General features: G+C 51.6%; 15 protein-coding genes. 13 read left to right on the top strand and 2 right to left on the bottom strand.

Annotated elements, in window-relative coordinates:
• The first annotated feature begins 67 nt into the window (after positions 1 to 67).
• The 8 genes from PGL01S_RS03050 to PGL01S_RS03015 all read left to right on the top strand — a co-directional run bounded on the left by PGL01S_RS03050 (position 68) and on the right by PGL01S_RS03015 (position 9,413).
• Entirely contained in the window at positions 68 to 1,675 is a 1,608-nt protein-coding gene (locus PGL01S_RS03050) for a serine/threonine-protein kinase (RefSeq protein WP_127491262.1), read from the top strand.
• A gap of 78 nt (positions 1,676 to 1,753) precedes the next feature.
• Positions 1,754 to 2,452, top strand: coding sequence for a response regulator transcription factor (locus PGL01S_RS03045; RefSeq protein WP_015844236.1), 699 nt, complete (start codon positions 1,754 to 1,756; stop codon positions 2,450 to 2,452).
• On the top strand, positions 2,449 to 3,804 hold the full coding sequence (locus PGL01S_RS03040; protein ID WP_127491260.1) for a HAMP domain-containing sensor histidine kinase: 1,356 nt from the start codon (positions 2,449 to 2,451) through the stop codon (positions 3,802 to 3,804). The genes PGL01S_RS03045 and PGL01S_RS03040 overlap by 4 nt, the downstream gene beginning before the upstream one ends.
• Positions 3,805 to 3,825: 21 nt before the next feature.
• On the top strand, positions 3,826 to 4,686 hold the full coding sequence (locus PGL01S_RS03035; RefSeq protein ID WP_127491258.1) for a carbon-nitrogen hydrolase family protein: 861 nt from the start codon (positions 3,826 to 3,828) through the stop codon (positions 4,684 to 4,686).
• 27 nt (positions 4,687 to 4,713) lie between these two features.
• Positions 4,714 to 5,373 (top strand): GNAT family N-acetyltransferase, encoded by a 660-nt coding sequence (locus PGL01S_RS03030; protein ID WP_127491256.1) that lies wholly within the window; start codon positions 4,714 to 4,716, stop codon positions 5,371 to 5,373.
• A gap of 213 nt (positions 5,374 to 5,586) precedes the next feature.
• Positions 5,587 to 6,258, top strand: coding sequence for a GNAT family N-acetyltransferase (locus tag PGL01S_RS03025; protein WP_127491254.1), 672 nt, complete (start codon positions 5,587 to 5,589; stop codon positions 6,256 to 6,258).
• Positions 6,255 to 7,037, top strand: a complete 783-nt coding sequence (locus PGL01S_RS03020; RefSeq protein ID WP_127491252.1) for an MBL fold metallo-hydrolase — start codon at positions 6,255 to 6,257, stop codon at positions 7,035 to 7,037. The genes PGL01S_RS03025 and PGL01S_RS03020 overlap by 4 nt, the downstream gene beginning before the upstream one ends.
• 420 nt (positions 7,038 to 7,457) lie before the next feature.
• On the top strand, positions 7,458 to 9,413 hold the full coding sequence (locus PGL01S_RS03015; RefSeq protein ID WP_127491250.1) for an endonuclease MutS2: 1,956 nt from the start codon (positions 7,458 to 7,460) through the stop codon (positions 9,411 to 9,413).
• 14 nt (positions 9,414 to 9,427) lie between these two features.
• Here PGL01S_RS03015 and PGL01S_RS03010 read toward each other — a convergent pair whose 3' ends face one another.
• Positions 9,428 to 10,069, bottom strand: coding sequence for a thiamine diphosphokinase (locus PGL01S_RS03010; protein WP_127491248.1), 642 nt, complete (start codon positions 10,067 to 10,069; stop codon positions 9,428 to 9,430).
• Positions 10,070 to 10,282: 213 nt separating this feature from the next.
• On the opposite strand from PGL01S_RS03010, the gene PGL01S_RS03005 reads away from it, so the two are divergent.
• Together PGL01S_RS03005 and PGL01S_RS03000 are read left to right on the top strand one after the other, a co-directional pair.
• On the top strand, positions 10,283 to 10,906 hold the full coding sequence (locus tag PGL01S_RS03005) for a trimeric intracellular cation channel family protein (RefSeq protein WP_127491246.1): 624 nt from the start codon (positions 10,283 to 10,285) through the stop codon (positions 10,904 to 10,906).
• The gene (locus PGL01S_RS03000) at positions 10,903 to 11,376 is read left to right on the top strand and encodes a low molecular weight protein-tyrosine-phosphatase (RefSeq protein ID WP_127491244.1); all 474 of its coding nucleotides are present in this window, start codon (positions 10,903 to 10,905) and stop codon (positions 11,374 to 11,376) included. The genes PGL01S_RS03005 and PGL01S_RS03000 overlap by 4 nt, the downstream gene beginning before the upstream one ends.
• A 66-nt stretch (positions 11,377 to 11,442) precedes the next feature.
• Here PGL01S_RS03000 and PGL01S_RS02995 read toward each other — a convergent pair whose 3' ends face one another.
• Positions 11,443 to 12,180, bottom strand: coding sequence for an alpha/beta hydrolase (locus PGL01S_RS02995; RefSeq protein WP_127491242.1), 738 nt, complete (start codon positions 12,178 to 12,180; stop codon positions 11,443 to 11,445).
• Positions 12,181 to 12,472: 292 nt separating this feature from the next.
• Here PGL01S_RS02995 and pdhA point away from each other — a divergent pair, with 292 nt between their 5' ends.
• The 3 genes from pdhA (at position 12,473) to PGL01S_RS02980 (ending at position 16,085) form a co-directional block, all read left to right on the top strand.
• Positions 12,473 to 13,552: a pyruvate dehydrogenase (acetyl-transferring) E1 component subunit alpha gene (gene pdhA / locus PGL01S_RS02990; RefSeq protein ID WP_127491240.1), complete on the top strand. Its 1,080-nt coding sequence runs from the start codon at positions 12,473 to 12,475 to the stop codon at positions 13,550 to 13,552.
• A gap of 58 nt (positions 13,553 to 13,610) precedes the next feature.
• Positions 13,611 to 14,588, top strand: a complete 978-nt coding sequence (locus tag PGL01S_RS02985; RefSeq protein ID WP_127491238.1) for an alpha-ketoacid dehydrogenase subunit beta — start codon at positions 13,611 to 13,613, stop codon at positions 14,586 to 14,588.
• A gap of 192 nt (positions 14,589 to 14,780) precedes the next feature.
• Positions 14,781 to 16,085, top strand: a complete 1,305-nt coding sequence (locus tag PGL01S_RS02980) for a dihydrolipoamide acetyltransferase family protein (RefSeq protein ID WP_127491236.1) — start codon at positions 14,781 to 14,783, stop codon at positions 16,083 to 16,085.
• Positions 16,086 to 16,088 lie beyond the last annotated feature (3 nt).

Raw genomic sequence — 16,088 nt, 5'->3', positions numbered from 1 at the left:
GGACTTTTGTTTCAAGCCGGGATTTTTTTGTAACTAATCATGTTTTTATCATAAGGGGGTTGTTATCATGCAAAATGAAGGCAGGCTGAATCATCTCGAATCCGGGACGGTGATCGGAGAGCGGTACGTGCTGGTAGGTAAGCTTGGCAGCGGGGGGATGGGGGATGTGTACGCAGCCGAGGATTTGAAGCTCCAAGGGAAACTGCGGGCAATCAAAGTGACGGATTCGGACCGTGCTTCAGAAGAAGCTAGAATGCTGATGCGCCTCAGTCATCCGAATCTGCCTCATATTATGGACAGCTTCACGTTAACGGGCTATGGAGCTGAAGCCATCGTTATGGACTATATCCATGGATTGACTCTTGGAGAGCTGTTCGACCGGCATAAACGGCAGCTATCTTTCGGGGAAGTATTAAGGCTTGCGCTGCCGATTTGCTCGGCGCTTGTATACTTGCATAGCCAATTTCCGCCAATCATCCATCGCGATCTGAAGCCATCCAATATTATGGTTGAAAATAACGGACATGTTCGGCTGATCGATTTCGGAATCGCCAAATCGAAAACCGTCCTGCAGACGCAGTCGACAATGAAGCTGGGAACGCCGGGCTTTGCGGCCCCCGAGCAGCATCTGGGACGGAGCGAGGTTCGGACCGACATCTACGGGTTTGGAGCTTTGCTCTATTACTTGCTCAGCGAAGGGAGCTATGCCAATGATGCAGGCATGGTGACCCGGAACAGCAGCTTTATCCGGGGATTACGGACGGATGTACCAAGCCGGTTCGCGGATTTGCTGTGGAGAATGGTACAGCCTCGTGTCGAGGATCGGTACAATTCCATGGCTGAGGTCGAGAGGGAGCTTCATGCTTTTGCCGGCATTGCCTCAAATACAGAGACTCCTGTACGATTCGCCAGAATTTCTAATGCGCAAGGAGGCAATCCGGAAGGCTGCCGTACGTTGAAGATTGCCGTCGTTCCGGTCTCGTCCGGAGCAGGAGCAACGTTTGTGGCGATCACCCTGGCTAAGCTGCTTGCGGCTGGCGGAATCCCTTGCGCTGCCGCGGAATTTCCATCCGAACGGCCTGAATGGGCGGCATTGCTGCGAAGTAATATGAGTGGACGAGATCAACGGGAAGACAGGTATTACAGCTGGAACGAGCAAGGGGTATGGTGGCATGCCCAGAAGCGTCCGGCTACCCAAGACTATAGAGATGAAATGGATAAGCTCAGGCTGCGTTTGAGAGAGAAGGAGATTGCCGTATCCGTTGCCGATGTATCCGGCGGCGCGTTAAGATGGCGCAAGGAATGGCTGCTTGATTCGGACCTTGTACTCGTTGTTGCCGATCCTTATCCTTCGAGGTGGAAGGCGGATCACATTCTGGAGCTGGAGCAAATGAGCAAAAAGCTTGAAGCTCGCGGCGCTTCCCTAAAGTGGATCGCCAACAAGGATGCCAAATTTTCGGGCAGGAGCGAATGGATCGGAATGCTGCCCGAACTTCCGGTTGCCGCTGTTCCGCTGCTGCCGGCAGCCGAGTGGCTGGATGCGATATGGCGCGGAAAATGGGCCACGGATATAAAAGGGATGGGCAAGGCACTGGAGAAGGCTTATAAGCCTTTGCTTGATTTTATCTCGCAAGAAACGCAAAGGAATGCTGCTCATGTCAGGTTTGGGCGCTGACCTTGCTTGCAATTGAAATAAACCTTCTTTATGATGAATACGAGTCCATAGCATATTTAGAAGCAGGTGACGTTCGCAATGAATGAACGAGTTCTGGTAGTTGAAGACGAGGCGGGTATTTCCCGCATTTTACAGCTTGAATTAGAGCATGAAGGATATACGGTCGGTACAGCAGCCGACGGACGGACAGGTTATGAAATGGCCTCAACGGGCGAATGGGAGCTGGTATTGCTCGATGTGATGCTTCCCGAATTGAACGGTATCGAGGTGCTTCGCCGTCTGCGGCAGGCCGGCAACCCGGTTCCCGTTATTTTGCTGACGGCAAGAGATACGGTACCTGATAAGGTCAGCGGATTTGAGCATGGCGCAAATGACTATATTACAAAGCCGTTTGCGATGGAGGAGCTGCTTGCCCGCGTCCGCAACATTTTGCGTATCTTCCAGCAGTACCCGAAGGAATCCGAAGGCTCCGACCTGATCAAGGTTGGGGATTTGACGATCGAGCTGCGTACACGCAAGGTATACCGCAAGGAAATCGTAATTGAGCTTACGCCCCGCGAGTTCGAGCTTCTTGTCTATCTAGTCGAGAACAAGAACGAAGAAAAGTCGCGGGAAGACATTTTATCGGAAGTGTGGGGTTACGATTTTATCGGGGAAACCAACCTGGTAGACGTGTATATCCGGTACTTGCGCCAAAAGCTGGATAAGGGCTACCGTCACAAGCTGATTCATACCGTAAGGGGCGTCGGCTATATGATTAAGGAGCCTGACGCATGACGCTTCGCAAACGGTTCACGCTTTTTACGATTTTCTGGCTCATCTTTATTCTCATTCTCTTTAATATTTTTGTTTATTTCTACGTGATCAAGATTACGACGGAAAGCGAACAGCGCGTGATCGGGAATAAAGTGAATCTGATGCTGGAAAATCCGAAGATACAGGATGGCAAAGGGATCTATGATCCCGATCTGCTAAGCGAATATTACAATGTCAATGAAATGATACGAATTATTAGGCCGGATAACAAAATCGTCAATATTACCGGTTCGGATCCCGTTCTTCTCAACCTTCCGGCGTCTTTCCAGGGCCATCACGATACCGGGATGATCAAGAAAGGCAGCGAGCGCATCATGTACATGCGCGTGCCGATCTATGACGGGCCAAACGTGGTTGCGATGCTGGAAATCAACCGGGTGCTGAATGAACTGGACGATTATTTGCAAATTCTGGTCGCAGCCTTGTCGGTAACCAGTGCCGGGGCCATTCTGTTCGCCATCTTCGGGACGTATTGGTTCACCTCGCGGCTCACTTCGCCGATGCAGCAGATGATCAATACGATGCGCGAGATCGACAGAAGCGGCAAGCTGCGTAAAATCGAGCCTTCCAGTCACGAGGAATCGGCAGAGCTGCAGCAGCTGGTGCGTGCGTTTAACCAGATGATCGACCGGCTTGACCGAACTTTCGCGCGGCAAAAGCAGTTTGTGGCCGATGCCTCCCACGAGCTGAAAACCCCTCTTACGGTAATTAGCAGCTACGCGGGTATGCTGAAGCGCTGGGGGCGCGACGACGCGAGCATTCGCGACGAGGCTATCGAAGCCATCGATAAAGAAGCAAGCCGGCTGCAGACCTTGACGAAGTCCATGCTGATGCTGGCGGAAGCCGAGCAGGAGGATTGGCTGAATCAAGAAATGTTCGACGTGGTGCTGGTTGTCGAAGAGCTGGCGGTTATGCTCCAGACCACCTTCCAACGGCCGATACGGGTGAAGGCTTTGTCGAGATCCATCCGAATGTATGGGGATAAGGACAAAATCCAGCAGCTGCTTGTCATCCTGCTGGACAATGCGATTAAATACAGTAAAGATCCGATCGATGTTTCCCTCAGCGTGGCGAAAAATATCGTGAAGATTGAAGTAAAGGATAAGGGGATCGGCATTCCGGAAAATGAGATTCCGCATATGTTCGAGCGTTTCTATCGCGTGGACGGGGCAAGAAGCCGCGCGACCGGCGGAGCTGGCCTTGGGCTGTCGATTGCCAAGCGTATCGTGGATCTGCATGAAGGCAAGATTGACGTATTCAGCCTGCCGGATCTAGGGACAACCATTACGCTTCAGTTCAAACAAAGAAAGTAAGGGAGTAAAGGGGAGAGTTCGTTGAAATACCGGGTTGCCTCTGTGCAATATAAACTGGAAGACATTGGTTCGTTTGAAGAATTTGCAGCGCAGGTGACGCATTATGTTCGCAATGCATCCGAGTACGGAACCGAGATTATTTTGTTCCCGGAGTTTCTGACTACTCAGCTGTTATCGATTGGCGACGATACGGGCAAGGCTTTGCCGATTGACCGTCTGCCTGAATTTACGGAGCAGTATGAAAGCTTGTTCCGGTCTCTTGCTGCCGAATACAACATGCATATCGTTGGCGGGACGCATGTGATTGATGCCGGTGACGGCAAGCGCCAGAACACGGCTCATCTGTTCCATCCAGGCGGGAAGATTGACCGTCAGGCGAAAATTCACCTTACGCCTACCGAAGTCAGCGAATGGAATATGTCGCCTGGCGACGGTCTGCAGGTGTTCGAGACGCCGTTTGGCACCATCGCTATGCTGACCTGTTATGATATCGAATTTCCGGAGATCGTCCGGATGGCGCGCGCTAAAGGCGCGGACGTTATTTTCTGCCCATCCTGCACGGATGACCGTCATGGCTTCTACCGCGTCCGGTACTGCTGCCATGCAAGAGCGGTGGAGAATCAGGTGTACATCGTAACGACCGGTACGGTAGGGGCATTGCGCAAGGTAGACTTTATGCGCGCGAACTACGGTCAGGCCGCGGTGATCACGCCAAACGACATACCGTTCCCGCCTGCTGGGATTTTGAGCGAAGGCGTCATTAACGACGACATGCTAATCGTAGCGGATCTTGACCTGAAGCTGCTGGAAGATGTTCGTAATGCCGGCTCCGTAACGACCTGGAGAGACCGTCGTACGGATCTGTATACGGACTGGGCATAAGCTGCGGCGGCGGAAGGAGGGCTTGAAATGCGCAAGCAATTATATGTCATTCATGACGGAGTTCCAACGGAAGCTATAATACGTTCGTATACGAAGGAAGATTTCCAAGGCTTGATTGCTGTGCAGAGCGAATGCTTCCCGCCTCCTTATCCGGAGGAGCTATGGTGGAGCGAGGAGCAGCTGAATGAGCATATTACCCGGTTCCCGGAAGGCGCATTGTGCTGCGAAATCGGAGGCAAAGTGATCGGATCCATGACCGGGCTTATCGTGGATATGAATCAATCTCATGAATCTCACAGCTGGGAGCAGATTACGGACAGCGGTTATATCCGCAACCACAATCCCGAAGGGGATACGTTATACGTTGCGGACATTTGCGTTATTCCCGCCTACCGCAAAGCGGGTATCGGCAAATGGCTGCTTCAGTCCATGTACGAGACCGTTGTTCATCTGCGGCTTAAGCGCCTGCTGGGAGCCGGCAGAATGCCGGGCTACCATAAGTACGCGGCGGAAGAGACCCCGGAGCAATACCTGGGCAAGGTGATGACGGGGATCTACAAGGATCCGGTCATTACGTTCCTTCTGCGCTGCGGCCGCACGCCGGTCGGAATTGCGTCCGACTATCTGGACGATGAAGAGTCCTGTAATTACGCGGCTCTGATGGAATGGCGCAATCCTTTTCTCTAGGTTAGTGCCATTATTTTTTCGACTTCGAATTTTATAGTCCGTGCAGGCACGGAGAGAAAGCTTAGAGCTATCGGAGCATAGCGTCCGCCTTTGTTTTTAATTTTCAACCTAAAAGAATATACAATTCGAGAAAATTAAAAACAACAGCGGCCGAAAGCCCAAGCTTTCTCATAGTGCCAGCCCACGGCTATCCATAGTGAGAGGAGAATAATTATGCAATACCACCGCATTACATCCATTAACGATCCTTACTTCGCATCGCTTCACGCGTTGCTCAAACGCATTTTCCCGCCTGAAGAGGTATTGGCTTACGAGCTATGGAAAGAGCCGCTTGAAGATCCAAGCATTCATGTCTATGTCGCAGTAGACAACGGCGAAGTGGTGGGATCGACCGAATACCGCTATTATCCCGAGCTTCGCGTTGCGATGACCGACTTTACGATTATCGGCGTGGCGAATAAGGGGATCGGCCGTTTCCTGATGCGGAGCCGCGAGAAGGACCTGGCGAGACTTGCCCGCGAATCCGGCACGGCTCCAATCGGCATGTTTGCCGAAATCTATAACCCATACGAGAGAGGCGAGCATGAATTCGGCGGTGTAACGCCGATGAATCCGTTCGTCCGCCGCGAGGTTTTATCGCATATCGGTTATAAAATGATTAATTTCCCTTACGTACATCCGTCTTGGGAGCATAACGGGGAAGCAGTTGAAGGTCTTAATCTATGCTTCCTGCCGGCCGATGAAGAATTAGCTGCAATTCCTGCAGCCCTCGTTGTTCAATTCCTCGAGATCTACTACTCGGCATTGCCTAACAAGCCCCAGCAGTGGCTTGATATGGTGGAAGGGCTTCGCGGACGCGATCAACTCGAGCTGCTGCCGATATGATCACCATTACGTTCCGCGGAACGGGAGATGCGATGGGGGTGCCCCGCGTCTACTGCGACTGCGAGGTTTGCGGGGAGGCGCGTACAGGCGGCGTCAACCGCCGGTTCCGCTCCCTTGTCCAGCTTGACTCGCCCGACTTTGGTACAATGATGATCGACTGCGGACCGGATTGGGGCAGACAAATGGAAGCTGCGGGGCTCCGGTTCGTGAACCTCATTCTTATCACGCATGCCCATTTCGACCATATCGGCGGATTGCCCGAATGGGCGGATGCCTGCCGGTGGTTAGGGGTAAAAGGGGAAGCATACGCTCCTGCCGAGGTTATCGCGGAGATTCTGCAGCGTTTTCCTTGGCTGGGTCGGAACATGTCTTTTATACCGATTGATCAGCCTTGCACCTTCGGCAGCTGGGAGTTATCCGCCTGGAAAGTGAATCACGGGAAGAACGGATACGCCTATGCGTTCCGGTTTGACCAGAAGGATTCGGGGATGGCATGGGCATACTGCTCCGATTCCATCGGACTGACAGGCGAGCAGCAGAAGCCGCTTTACGGACTCGATCTGTTGGTGCTCGGCACTAGTTTTTACAAAGAGAACTTCCTATACGAATCGCGGTCGGTGTATGATGTGACTGAGGCGCTTGAGCTCCTTCCCGTGTGGGAACCCAAGAGGACTTTGTTTACGCATATGTCGCATGATATTGATCTGAGAAAATCGTACCCTCTGCCTAACTTTGCGGAGTTTGCGTTAACCGGTATGGAAGTTTCTGTAGGTAAATAGATTGACAAATGGTAATCCGTTAGCGTACATTGTGTGTATAGCTAACGGATTTAGCTATTTCATAGCTTTTTTGCTTATTCCGAAAGGGGAAATTTTAATGTTTGCTGGTGTTCTTAACTCTTAATTGGATAAATCGGTCTTGTTAGATGAGCTTGAACGGCTTGCGGATGCAAAATTTGCATCGTTACGCATGCTTCTTCTGCGACGTCTTTTGACAAGGACCGGTGCCATGAGTTAAGGACATGAGGATTTCCGCCTGAATGCTATTCGGCAGCGGCCAATCACCCGTGCTCTTGCAGCACGGTTTTTTTGTGCGCTGCGGAGCCTATGACGGGATAGGTGCAGCCGATACAGGGACGGAACGCTTCTGCGTTCTGTTCCTTTTTTTATACCCAAAAACAGAAAAAGGAGCATCTAAACATGAACGAGGCTGTATTTAAAAGACTGGAATATGACAAATTGAAAGACAAAATGATCGGCTATACCGTTTCCCCCGCAGGTCGCCTTTTGGCGGAGCGGCACGTCCCGAGCACCAATCCGAAACAAATTCGGGCATGGCTGAACGAGACGGAGGAAGCTGCGGCATTGCTGGCGAGCGGAGCAAGCGTTCCGCTCTCGGCCATGGACGGAATAGATCCGTTCCTGGCCTTGCTTGGCAAAGGAAGGATCTATACGGAAACGGAGCTTGACCAGCTGCTCGCATGGCTTGTTTCCATCGGGCAGATGAAGCGTTACATGAACAATAAACGAATGATCGCCCCAACGATTGCGGCTTATGCCGATTCGATGAATGACTGTCCGAATCTCAGGCAGGAGCTCGACCGTTGTATCCGGTACGGCCGGTTGACGGATCAAGCCAGTCCCGATCTCGGGACCATCCGCCGCCATCTCATCGTGATTGAGGACCGCATTCACAAGAAGCTGGAAGCTTCGCTCTCCAAATACAAGTCGGCGCTTCAGGATCCGATTATCAGCAAGCGGAGAGGAAGATCCGTCATATCCGTCAAACGGGAGCATCGGAAGCTGGTACCTGGTACCGTATGGGATGAGTCGGCAAGCGGCCAGACCTTGTTTATTGAACCGATTGACGTTGCTGAGCTGCAGCAGGAGTGGCAGGAATGGTCGGCGGAGGAGGAGCGGGAACGGACGATTATTTTGTCCAGATTGTCGGACGAAGCGGAGCAGTATAAATATGAGCTGCTGCAAAACCGCGAAGCGATGGCGTCGTTTGATTTCATGCTGGCTAGAGGCAAGCTCTCGCTGTCCTATGACGGCCAGCCCGTGACGCTTAGCGAAGAACCGGTCATTAAGCTTGTAGAAGCCCGTCATCCGCTTCTTGGAGGACATGCCGAGCCGATTAACGTCGAGCTGGGTATCGGTTGGAAGCAGCTTATTATTACCGGGCCTAACACAGGGGGCAAAACGGTAGCGCTGAAGACTATTGGCCTGCTGGCGTTGCTTGTGCAATCCGGTCTGCTTGTGCCGGCTTCCCCGCAAAGCCGGTTTGGCGTCTTCCGCCATATTATGGCCGACGTTGGAGACGGACAAAGTCTGGAGCAGTCGCTCAGCACATTTTCTTCGCATATCGCCGTACTGAAGGAGATGCTTCGTTCTGCCGATGAGCGGACGATTATTCTTCTGGATGAGCTCGCTGCGGGTACGGATCCCGGCGAGGGGATCGCCTTATCCATTGCGGTGCTGGAAGAGCTGCTGAAACGCGGAGCTTTAACGGGGGCTACAACGCATTTTAACGAGATTAAGAAATTTGCTTCCAGAACGCGCGGCTGCATGAATGCCAGAATGGCCTTTGATTCCGAAACGCTGCGTCCTCTGTACCGGTTGGAGATTGGGGAAGCGGGCGAGAGCCATGCTTTTGCGATTGCGAGAAGGTTCGGTCTTCCCGAGCATGTGATGCAGCGGGCCGAGAAGCTTGCGGAGGGAAGAGTGGAGATTCGATTGGATGAATCGGTCGATGAAGAAGGTCATGACGAGGAGACGGCAATTGTTGAACGTCATGCTCTGCCGAAACAGGCAGAGCAGCCGGACGTTTCGAACAACTCTAAGGAAAAATCATCTGCTCCAGTCTACGCCACGGGAGACGCCGTATGGATCTATCCGTTGAAACGTGCCGGGATTGTCTTTCAACCCGCTGACGAGCGGGGAGAAGTAATCGTTCAGGTGCAGGGGAAAAAGATGTCCTTCAACCGGAAACGGATTAAACCGTACATCAGCAAAGAGAAGCTGTATCCAGGAGCAGATTATGATATGGATATCGTATTCGATACGAAGGAAAACCGGAAGAAGAGGAAACTGATGGGCCGCAAGTATGTAGAGGGCTTAACGATCGAGACGAAGCCTGACGTAACCGGGGAATGACAGGCTTCGCCCCGTTAATCTTTACTCTGGATAACTAATAATGTACCTGTGCGGACGGTCAAGGTGCCGGCGGGCTCCGCAAGAATATTGCTAATGCCGAGGGATTGGCCGATCCGCAGCGTTGCTTCGTGCAGCGGATAGACGAATCCGCGCAGCGTAATCCCGGTTACCTCTTCGGACAGCGGGAGGAGCGAGATATGACTGTATTCGCTTTGATGCAGCTCGGTAGTTCCTTCCTCTGCAAGGGAAATCGTATTATGCTCATCGGTAATGGATGCCGGAATGCCTTGGTCGATTGCAAGCTTCAATAGGTGGACATTCGCAAGGGAATGGTCAAACCGGCTCCCCAATGCCCCGAGCATTCGAATCTCGGCAGGAGATTGCTCAAGCGCGTAACGAAAGGCAAGCTCGGTATCCGTGTAATCCTTGTCTATCGGGTCGTACGTGATCGTTTCCCGGCTGACGGAACGGATAAGCTCAAGTTCCTCGGGAGTTACGGAATCGAAATCGCCAAGCGCGAGATCCGGTGTGTATCCGTGCTGTACGAGGAACAAAGCGCCGCGGTCAGCTCCTATTAACCGATCGCCTGGACGGATATAGGGACGGACCCACTCGCCTAAACGGCCTCCCGTACAGATCATTATCCGGTTGTTCATCGTTAATCTTCCTTTCTGCCAGCATAGTGCTGAAGCCAGTATAATGCGAAGCCGGGGCATAAAACTAGGTTTTTGAGAAAAAAGAAAGAAGAAGTGGCAAAAGTAGCAATTGTCAAACCGGATATCCGCGGCTAAAATGATGAAGGACATACCGACAGGAGTGGCGGAGCATGCGCGAATGGACGGTCATCATGGAAGCGGAGGAGTTTGGAGTTGGACATCTTTGGCGTTTTCAGTATTATCGGTACGGTTGCCTTTGCGGTCAGCGGCGCGATCGTTGCCATGGAGGAAGAATATGACATTCTGGGCGTATTCGTACTGGGGCTTGTGACCGCGTTTGGGGGCGGGGTTATTCGAAATCTGCTCATCGGCCGGCCGGTTACAACGTTATGGAACCAGGGGAGCTTGCTGGAAATTGCGGTTATTGCCATGACGATTGCGTTTCTGCTGCCTGTATCCTGGATTAACAAATGGAAAAAAAGCGAAGCGTTTTTTGATGCCATCGGCTTATCCGCATTTGCTATTCAAGGTGCATTGTACGCTACGGAAATGAACCATCCGATCAGCGCTGTTCTAGTGGCCGCGATGCTGACCGGGATCGGGGGCGGCATTATCCGCGATGTGCTGGCAGGCAGGAAGCCGCTTGTGTTGAAGGATGAAATCTATGCGGTATGGGCGATGCTCGCAGGCCTGGCAGTAGGCGAAGGCTGGTTCCATACGACCATACAGCTATTATTCCTCTTTGTTATCGTTATCGTGTTCCGCATGTTGTCGGTTTATTATAAGTGGAGACTGCCCCGCAGATCGCTTAAACAGAAGGAGGGTGGCATTATATGAATAACGCGCGCGTATTGTTTGTTTGCCTCGGCAACATTTGCCGCTCGCCCATGGCGGAAGCCGTATTCCGCAGCCTGGTAGAGAAGAGAAGGCTGACGGACGTCATCGAGATTGATTCCGCGGGAACGGGGGATTGGCATATCGGAAAGCCTCCCCATGAAGGAACGCGCAAGCAGCTTGATCTTCACGGCATTTCCTATGCCGGGATGAAAGCGAGACAATTCACCGCCCAGGACAAAACATTCGATTATATCGTCTGCATGGATACGAAAAATGAAGCGGATGTACGCCGTATCATCGGAGACGCGTCGCATTCGGCGAAAATCTTCAAGTTTATGGACATGCTGCCCCAAGCGGCTGAGGACGATGTGCCGGACCCGTATTACACAGGCAACTTCGATTATGTGTACGAGCTTGTAACCGAGGGCTGCGAACGGCTTCTCGATCGGATCGTTAACGACCTGAAATAAGTACAGCGGCAATTAGAAAAGGCCTTCCCTTGTCAGAAGACAACCGGGAAGGCCTTTTCTTCGATATTATTCCACTTCGATAAAATGCATCAGGCCGGCAGGCAGCTCCTGCTGCCAGAAGCCCCACTGATGGCCGCCGTCTTTTTCGGCATAGGTGACCTTCGCGCCACGAGCTTCCAGAAGGGAACGTGCCGTCCGGTTGATGGCGAGGAAATCGAAGATGCCGTGGCCGGTATCGTAAGCGGTCTCTTGGAAGCCGGCAATCATGTAGACCTCCAGCCAAGATAGGTCCTTTTGAGCTTCCATAATTTCACGGGAACGGTCATAATAAGCACCGGATAGCGACAAAATGCGCGTGAACAGCTCAGGATAAGTCAAAGCGAGGTGGAAGGAAATCGTTCCGCCCAAGGAGTCGCCGGCTAGCAGGCGGTGCTCGGGAGCGGTACGTACGGGATATTTACCTTCAATAAATGGAATCAGCTCTTGCCCGAAGAACCGGACATAAGCTTCATGACGGTCGCCGCCAGGCGAGTATTCCGCTGTTCGGTACGTTTTGTCGACATCTACGCCAACGATAATAAAAGGTTCAACGCCCTCATCGAGAATGATTCGGTTTGCCGTTGTGGCAATCCTGCCGAAATTGAAAAAGTCTTCGCCGTCCTGGCAGTACACGACCGGGTAGCTCAGAACCTCGTTATAACCGGGCGGCAAATAGACGCGCAAGCTGCGTTCGCCTTCGGGCAAGTAGCTGCTTTTTACAATTTCTTTAACTACGGTACGCTTTAAATATCGTTCATCAGTCATATGTGAATCCCCCTGAATGGAATGGTTGGCATGTGGGTAAACAATAGTAAGGTAATGAGAATCTGCCCGTTCTCCTGTCATGGTCTGGTATTGAACCTTGATTGTATTATGCTGTTATACAGAAAAAACGAATCTGTTACATATACAATTCATCAGTAAAATCGGCCAGATTAGCGAAAAACAACGGTTTTTTTGTTTTTTTCTTTGACCATATTCGGCAAACAGGTGTATTATGATTCTATAACAGAGAGCTCCGATTTTCAAATATTAATGATCGAGGTGAGCGTTCAAAATGAGCAAAGTGCTTAACAAACTGCCATATGAAGTTCAAACGGAACCTGTAAAACCAATATCCGTGTTGTCGCTCGATGGCGACGTGGTTAACCCGGAATATATGCCGGACCTGACTGACGAACAATTGAAAGAAATTATGTACCGTATGGTATTCACCCGTACTTGGGATGAGCGCGCTGTAAATCTTGGCCGTCAAGGCCGTCTCGGCTTCTATGCTCCGGTATCCGGTCAAGAAGCTTCCATGATCGGCAGCGAATACGCGCTTAATAAAGACGATTTCATTTGCCCGGGCTACCGCGATATTCCGCAGCTTGTATGGCATGGCTTGCCTATGTACCAAGGTTTCTTGTACTCCCGCGGTCATCAGCATGGCGGTCAAATTCCTGAAGATGTACACGTACTTATGCCGCAAATCATCATCGGCGCACAAGTGCTTCATGCAGCCGGCGTAGCAATGGCATTCAAGAAACGCGGCGAGAAACGCGTAGCGATTACTTATACGGGTGACGGCGGTTCTTCTGAAGGCGACTTCTACGAGTCTATGAACTTTGCTGGAGTATTCAAGCTCCCGGTTATCTATGTTGTTCAAAACAACCGTTATGCCATCACAACTCCTTACGAGAAGCAAACAGCTGCTCTGTCGGTTGCTCATAAATCGGTTGCTGCCGGTATCAAAGGTGTTCAAATCGATGGCATGGACGTTCTTGCTGTTATTAAAGCAGTATCCGAAGCAGCTGAGCGCGGCCGCAACGGTGAAGGCGCAACTCTGATCGAGATGCTGACTTACCGTTTCCGTCCGCATTCCCTGTCTGACGATGCAACGAAATACCGTACGAAAGAAGAAGAAGCGGAATGGGGCCTTAAGGATCCTCTTATTCGTTTCGGCAAGTTCCTGGAGAAGAAAGGCCTCTGGACGGAAGAAGATACAAACCGTGTGAAAGAGGAAGCGAAAGCGGCTGTTAACGAGAACATCAAGAAAGCTGAAGCAACTGAGAAAATGACAGTTGGCGGCTTGATTGACTCCATGTTCGAAACAACGCCTCAGCACCTGGAAGAGCAAAAGGCTGATTTTCAATAATACCCTTGCCTGACGATGGGATTTTGCATGAGCAAAAATGAAGGAGGATCTGACGATCATGGCTCAAATGAATATGTTGGAAGCAATCCGCGACGCTATGCGTGTGGAGCTTAAACGTGATGAAAACGTACTTATCTTCGGTGAGGACGTTGGTAAAGTTGGCGGTGTATTCCGCGTAACGGAAGGTTTGCAAGAAGAATTCGGCGAGGAGCGCGTATTCGATACGCCTCTTGCCGAGTCCGCAATCGGCGGTCTGGCAGTGGGTATGGGGATTCAAGGCTTCCGCCCGGTTGCCGAAATTCAGTTCGTTGGTTTCATCTATGAAGCAATGGACCAAATGTTTATTCAAGCAGCTCGCATGCGTTACCGTTCCGGCGGACGCTACAACTCGCCAATCGTATTCCGTACGCCGTTTGGCGGCGGCGTTAAAGCTGCGGAACTTCATACAGACTCCCTGGAAGGTCTTGCTGTTCAGACTCCGGGTATTAAAGTTGTTATTCCATCCAATCCTTATGATGCAAAAGGTCTCATGATTGCCGCAATCCGCGACAATGACCCAGTATTCTTCATGGAGCACCTTAACCTGTACCGTGCATTCCGCGCTGAAGTGCCGGAAGGCGAATACACGGTTGAGATCGGTAAAGCAAACGTTGTCCGCGAAGGTTCCGACGTAACGATCATCGCTTACGGCATGATGGTTCACACAGCCGTGAAAGCGGCGGACGAGCTGGCGAAGAACGGCGTAAACGCGGAAATTATCGACCTGCGTTCCCTGGTACCGCTCGATATCGACACAATCGTGGCTTCGATTAAGAAAACAAACCGCGCAATCGTTGTTCAAGAAGCGCAAAAAACGTCCGGCGTAGCTGCGGAAGTTATTGCTCAAATCAACGAAAAAGCGATTCTGCACCTCGAAGCTCCAGTGCTTCGCGTTGCCGGTCCGGATACGGTGTATCCTTTCGCGCAAATCGAAGATACATGGCTGCCAACTCCAGCCCGTATCGTAGATGCGGTTAATAAAGTACTGAGCTTCTAATGCTGATCATCCTAACGGATGATGGATATACATGCCCGCTTAACGGCGGGCAAAGCCGTCATTAGGCGGCAAACGCATTGAATGCTTACTAGGCAAGAATTACCGTTTAGTAAGCGCTAATTCTTTAAGCTCATGCTTACGAGGTAAGAATTACCGCAAGTAAGCGTTAATTCTTTTAAGGAGGATACTACAGTGGCGAAATTTGAATACAAATTTCCTGAGCTTGGCGAAGGCTTGCACGAAGGCGAAATCGTAAAAGTGCACATTAAAGTCGGCGACAAAGTAACGGATGACGATATCATCATGGAAGTACAAAACGATAAGGCAGTTGTAGAAGTGCCTTGTCCGGTTAACGGTACTGTACTCGAAGTACGCATGAAAGACGGCCAGGTTTGCCATGTTGGCGAAGTTGTGGCAATCATTGATGCGGAAGGTGATGTTCCAGAGCAAGATACTCCGGCAGCTGAAGCTCCAGTGGCGGCGGCAGCTCCAGCGGAAGCACCGGCTGCGCCTGCAGCAACACCAGCGGCAGCTCCTGCTGCACCGGCGGAAGCTCCAAAAGCAACCGGCGGTCTGGTTCTGGCTACGCCAAGCGTTCGCAAATTTGCCCGTGAGCAAGGCGTTGACCTGACGACGGTTACCGGCACTGGCAAAAACGGCCGCATTACTCGCGAAGACGTTACAAACGGCGGCGGTGCAGCACCAGCGGCAGCAGCACCGGCAGCTGAAGCGGCGGCTCCTGCAGCAGCAGAAGCGCCAGCAGCTAAACCGGCAGCAGCGGCAGTTGACGCTTACCGTCCGGAAGAACGCGTACCGTTCAAAGGCATCCGCAAAGCAATCGCTAACGCGATGGTTAAATCGGTATACACCGCTCCTCACGTAACAATCATGGACGAAGTTGACGTTACCGAACTGGTTGCATTGCGCGCGAAATACAAGCCATATGCAGAGAAAAAAGGTTCCAAGCTGACTTACCTGCCATTCATCGTGAAGGCACTCGTTGCGGCTTGCCGTCAATTCCCGATCATGAACGCTACGCTGGATGAAGCTAGCCAAGAGATCGTCTACAAAAAGTACTACAACATCGGTATCGCGACAGATACGGACAACGGCCTGATCGTTCCTGTTATCGAAGACGCTGACCGTAAAAATATTTTCATGGTTGCCGACAAAATCCGCGACCTGGCTGCAAAAGGCCGCGAAGGCAAGCTTACTGCCGCCGAGCTTAAAGGCAGCACCATTTCGATTTCCAACATCGGTTCCGCTGGCGGTATGTTCTTTACTCCGGTAATCAACTTCCCTGAAGTTGCTATCCTGGGTACTGGCCGTATTTCCGAGAAGCCGGTTGTGCGCAACGGCGAAATCGTGGCAGCTCCTGTAATGGCTCTGTCGCTGAGCTTCGACCATCGTCTCATCGACGGTGCAACGGCTCAAAACTTTATGAATTACATTAAACAACTTCTGGGTCAACCAGAATTATTCATCATGGAGGTGTAACTA

This window comes from Paenibacillus glycanilyticus NBRC 16618 (assembly GCF_004000805.1).
Lineage (GTDB): Bacteria > Bacillota > Bacilli > Paenibacillales > Paenibacillaceae > Pristimantibacillus > Pristimantibacillus glycanilyticus.
This window is presented reverse-complemented; position numbering and strand designations above follow the sequence as displayed.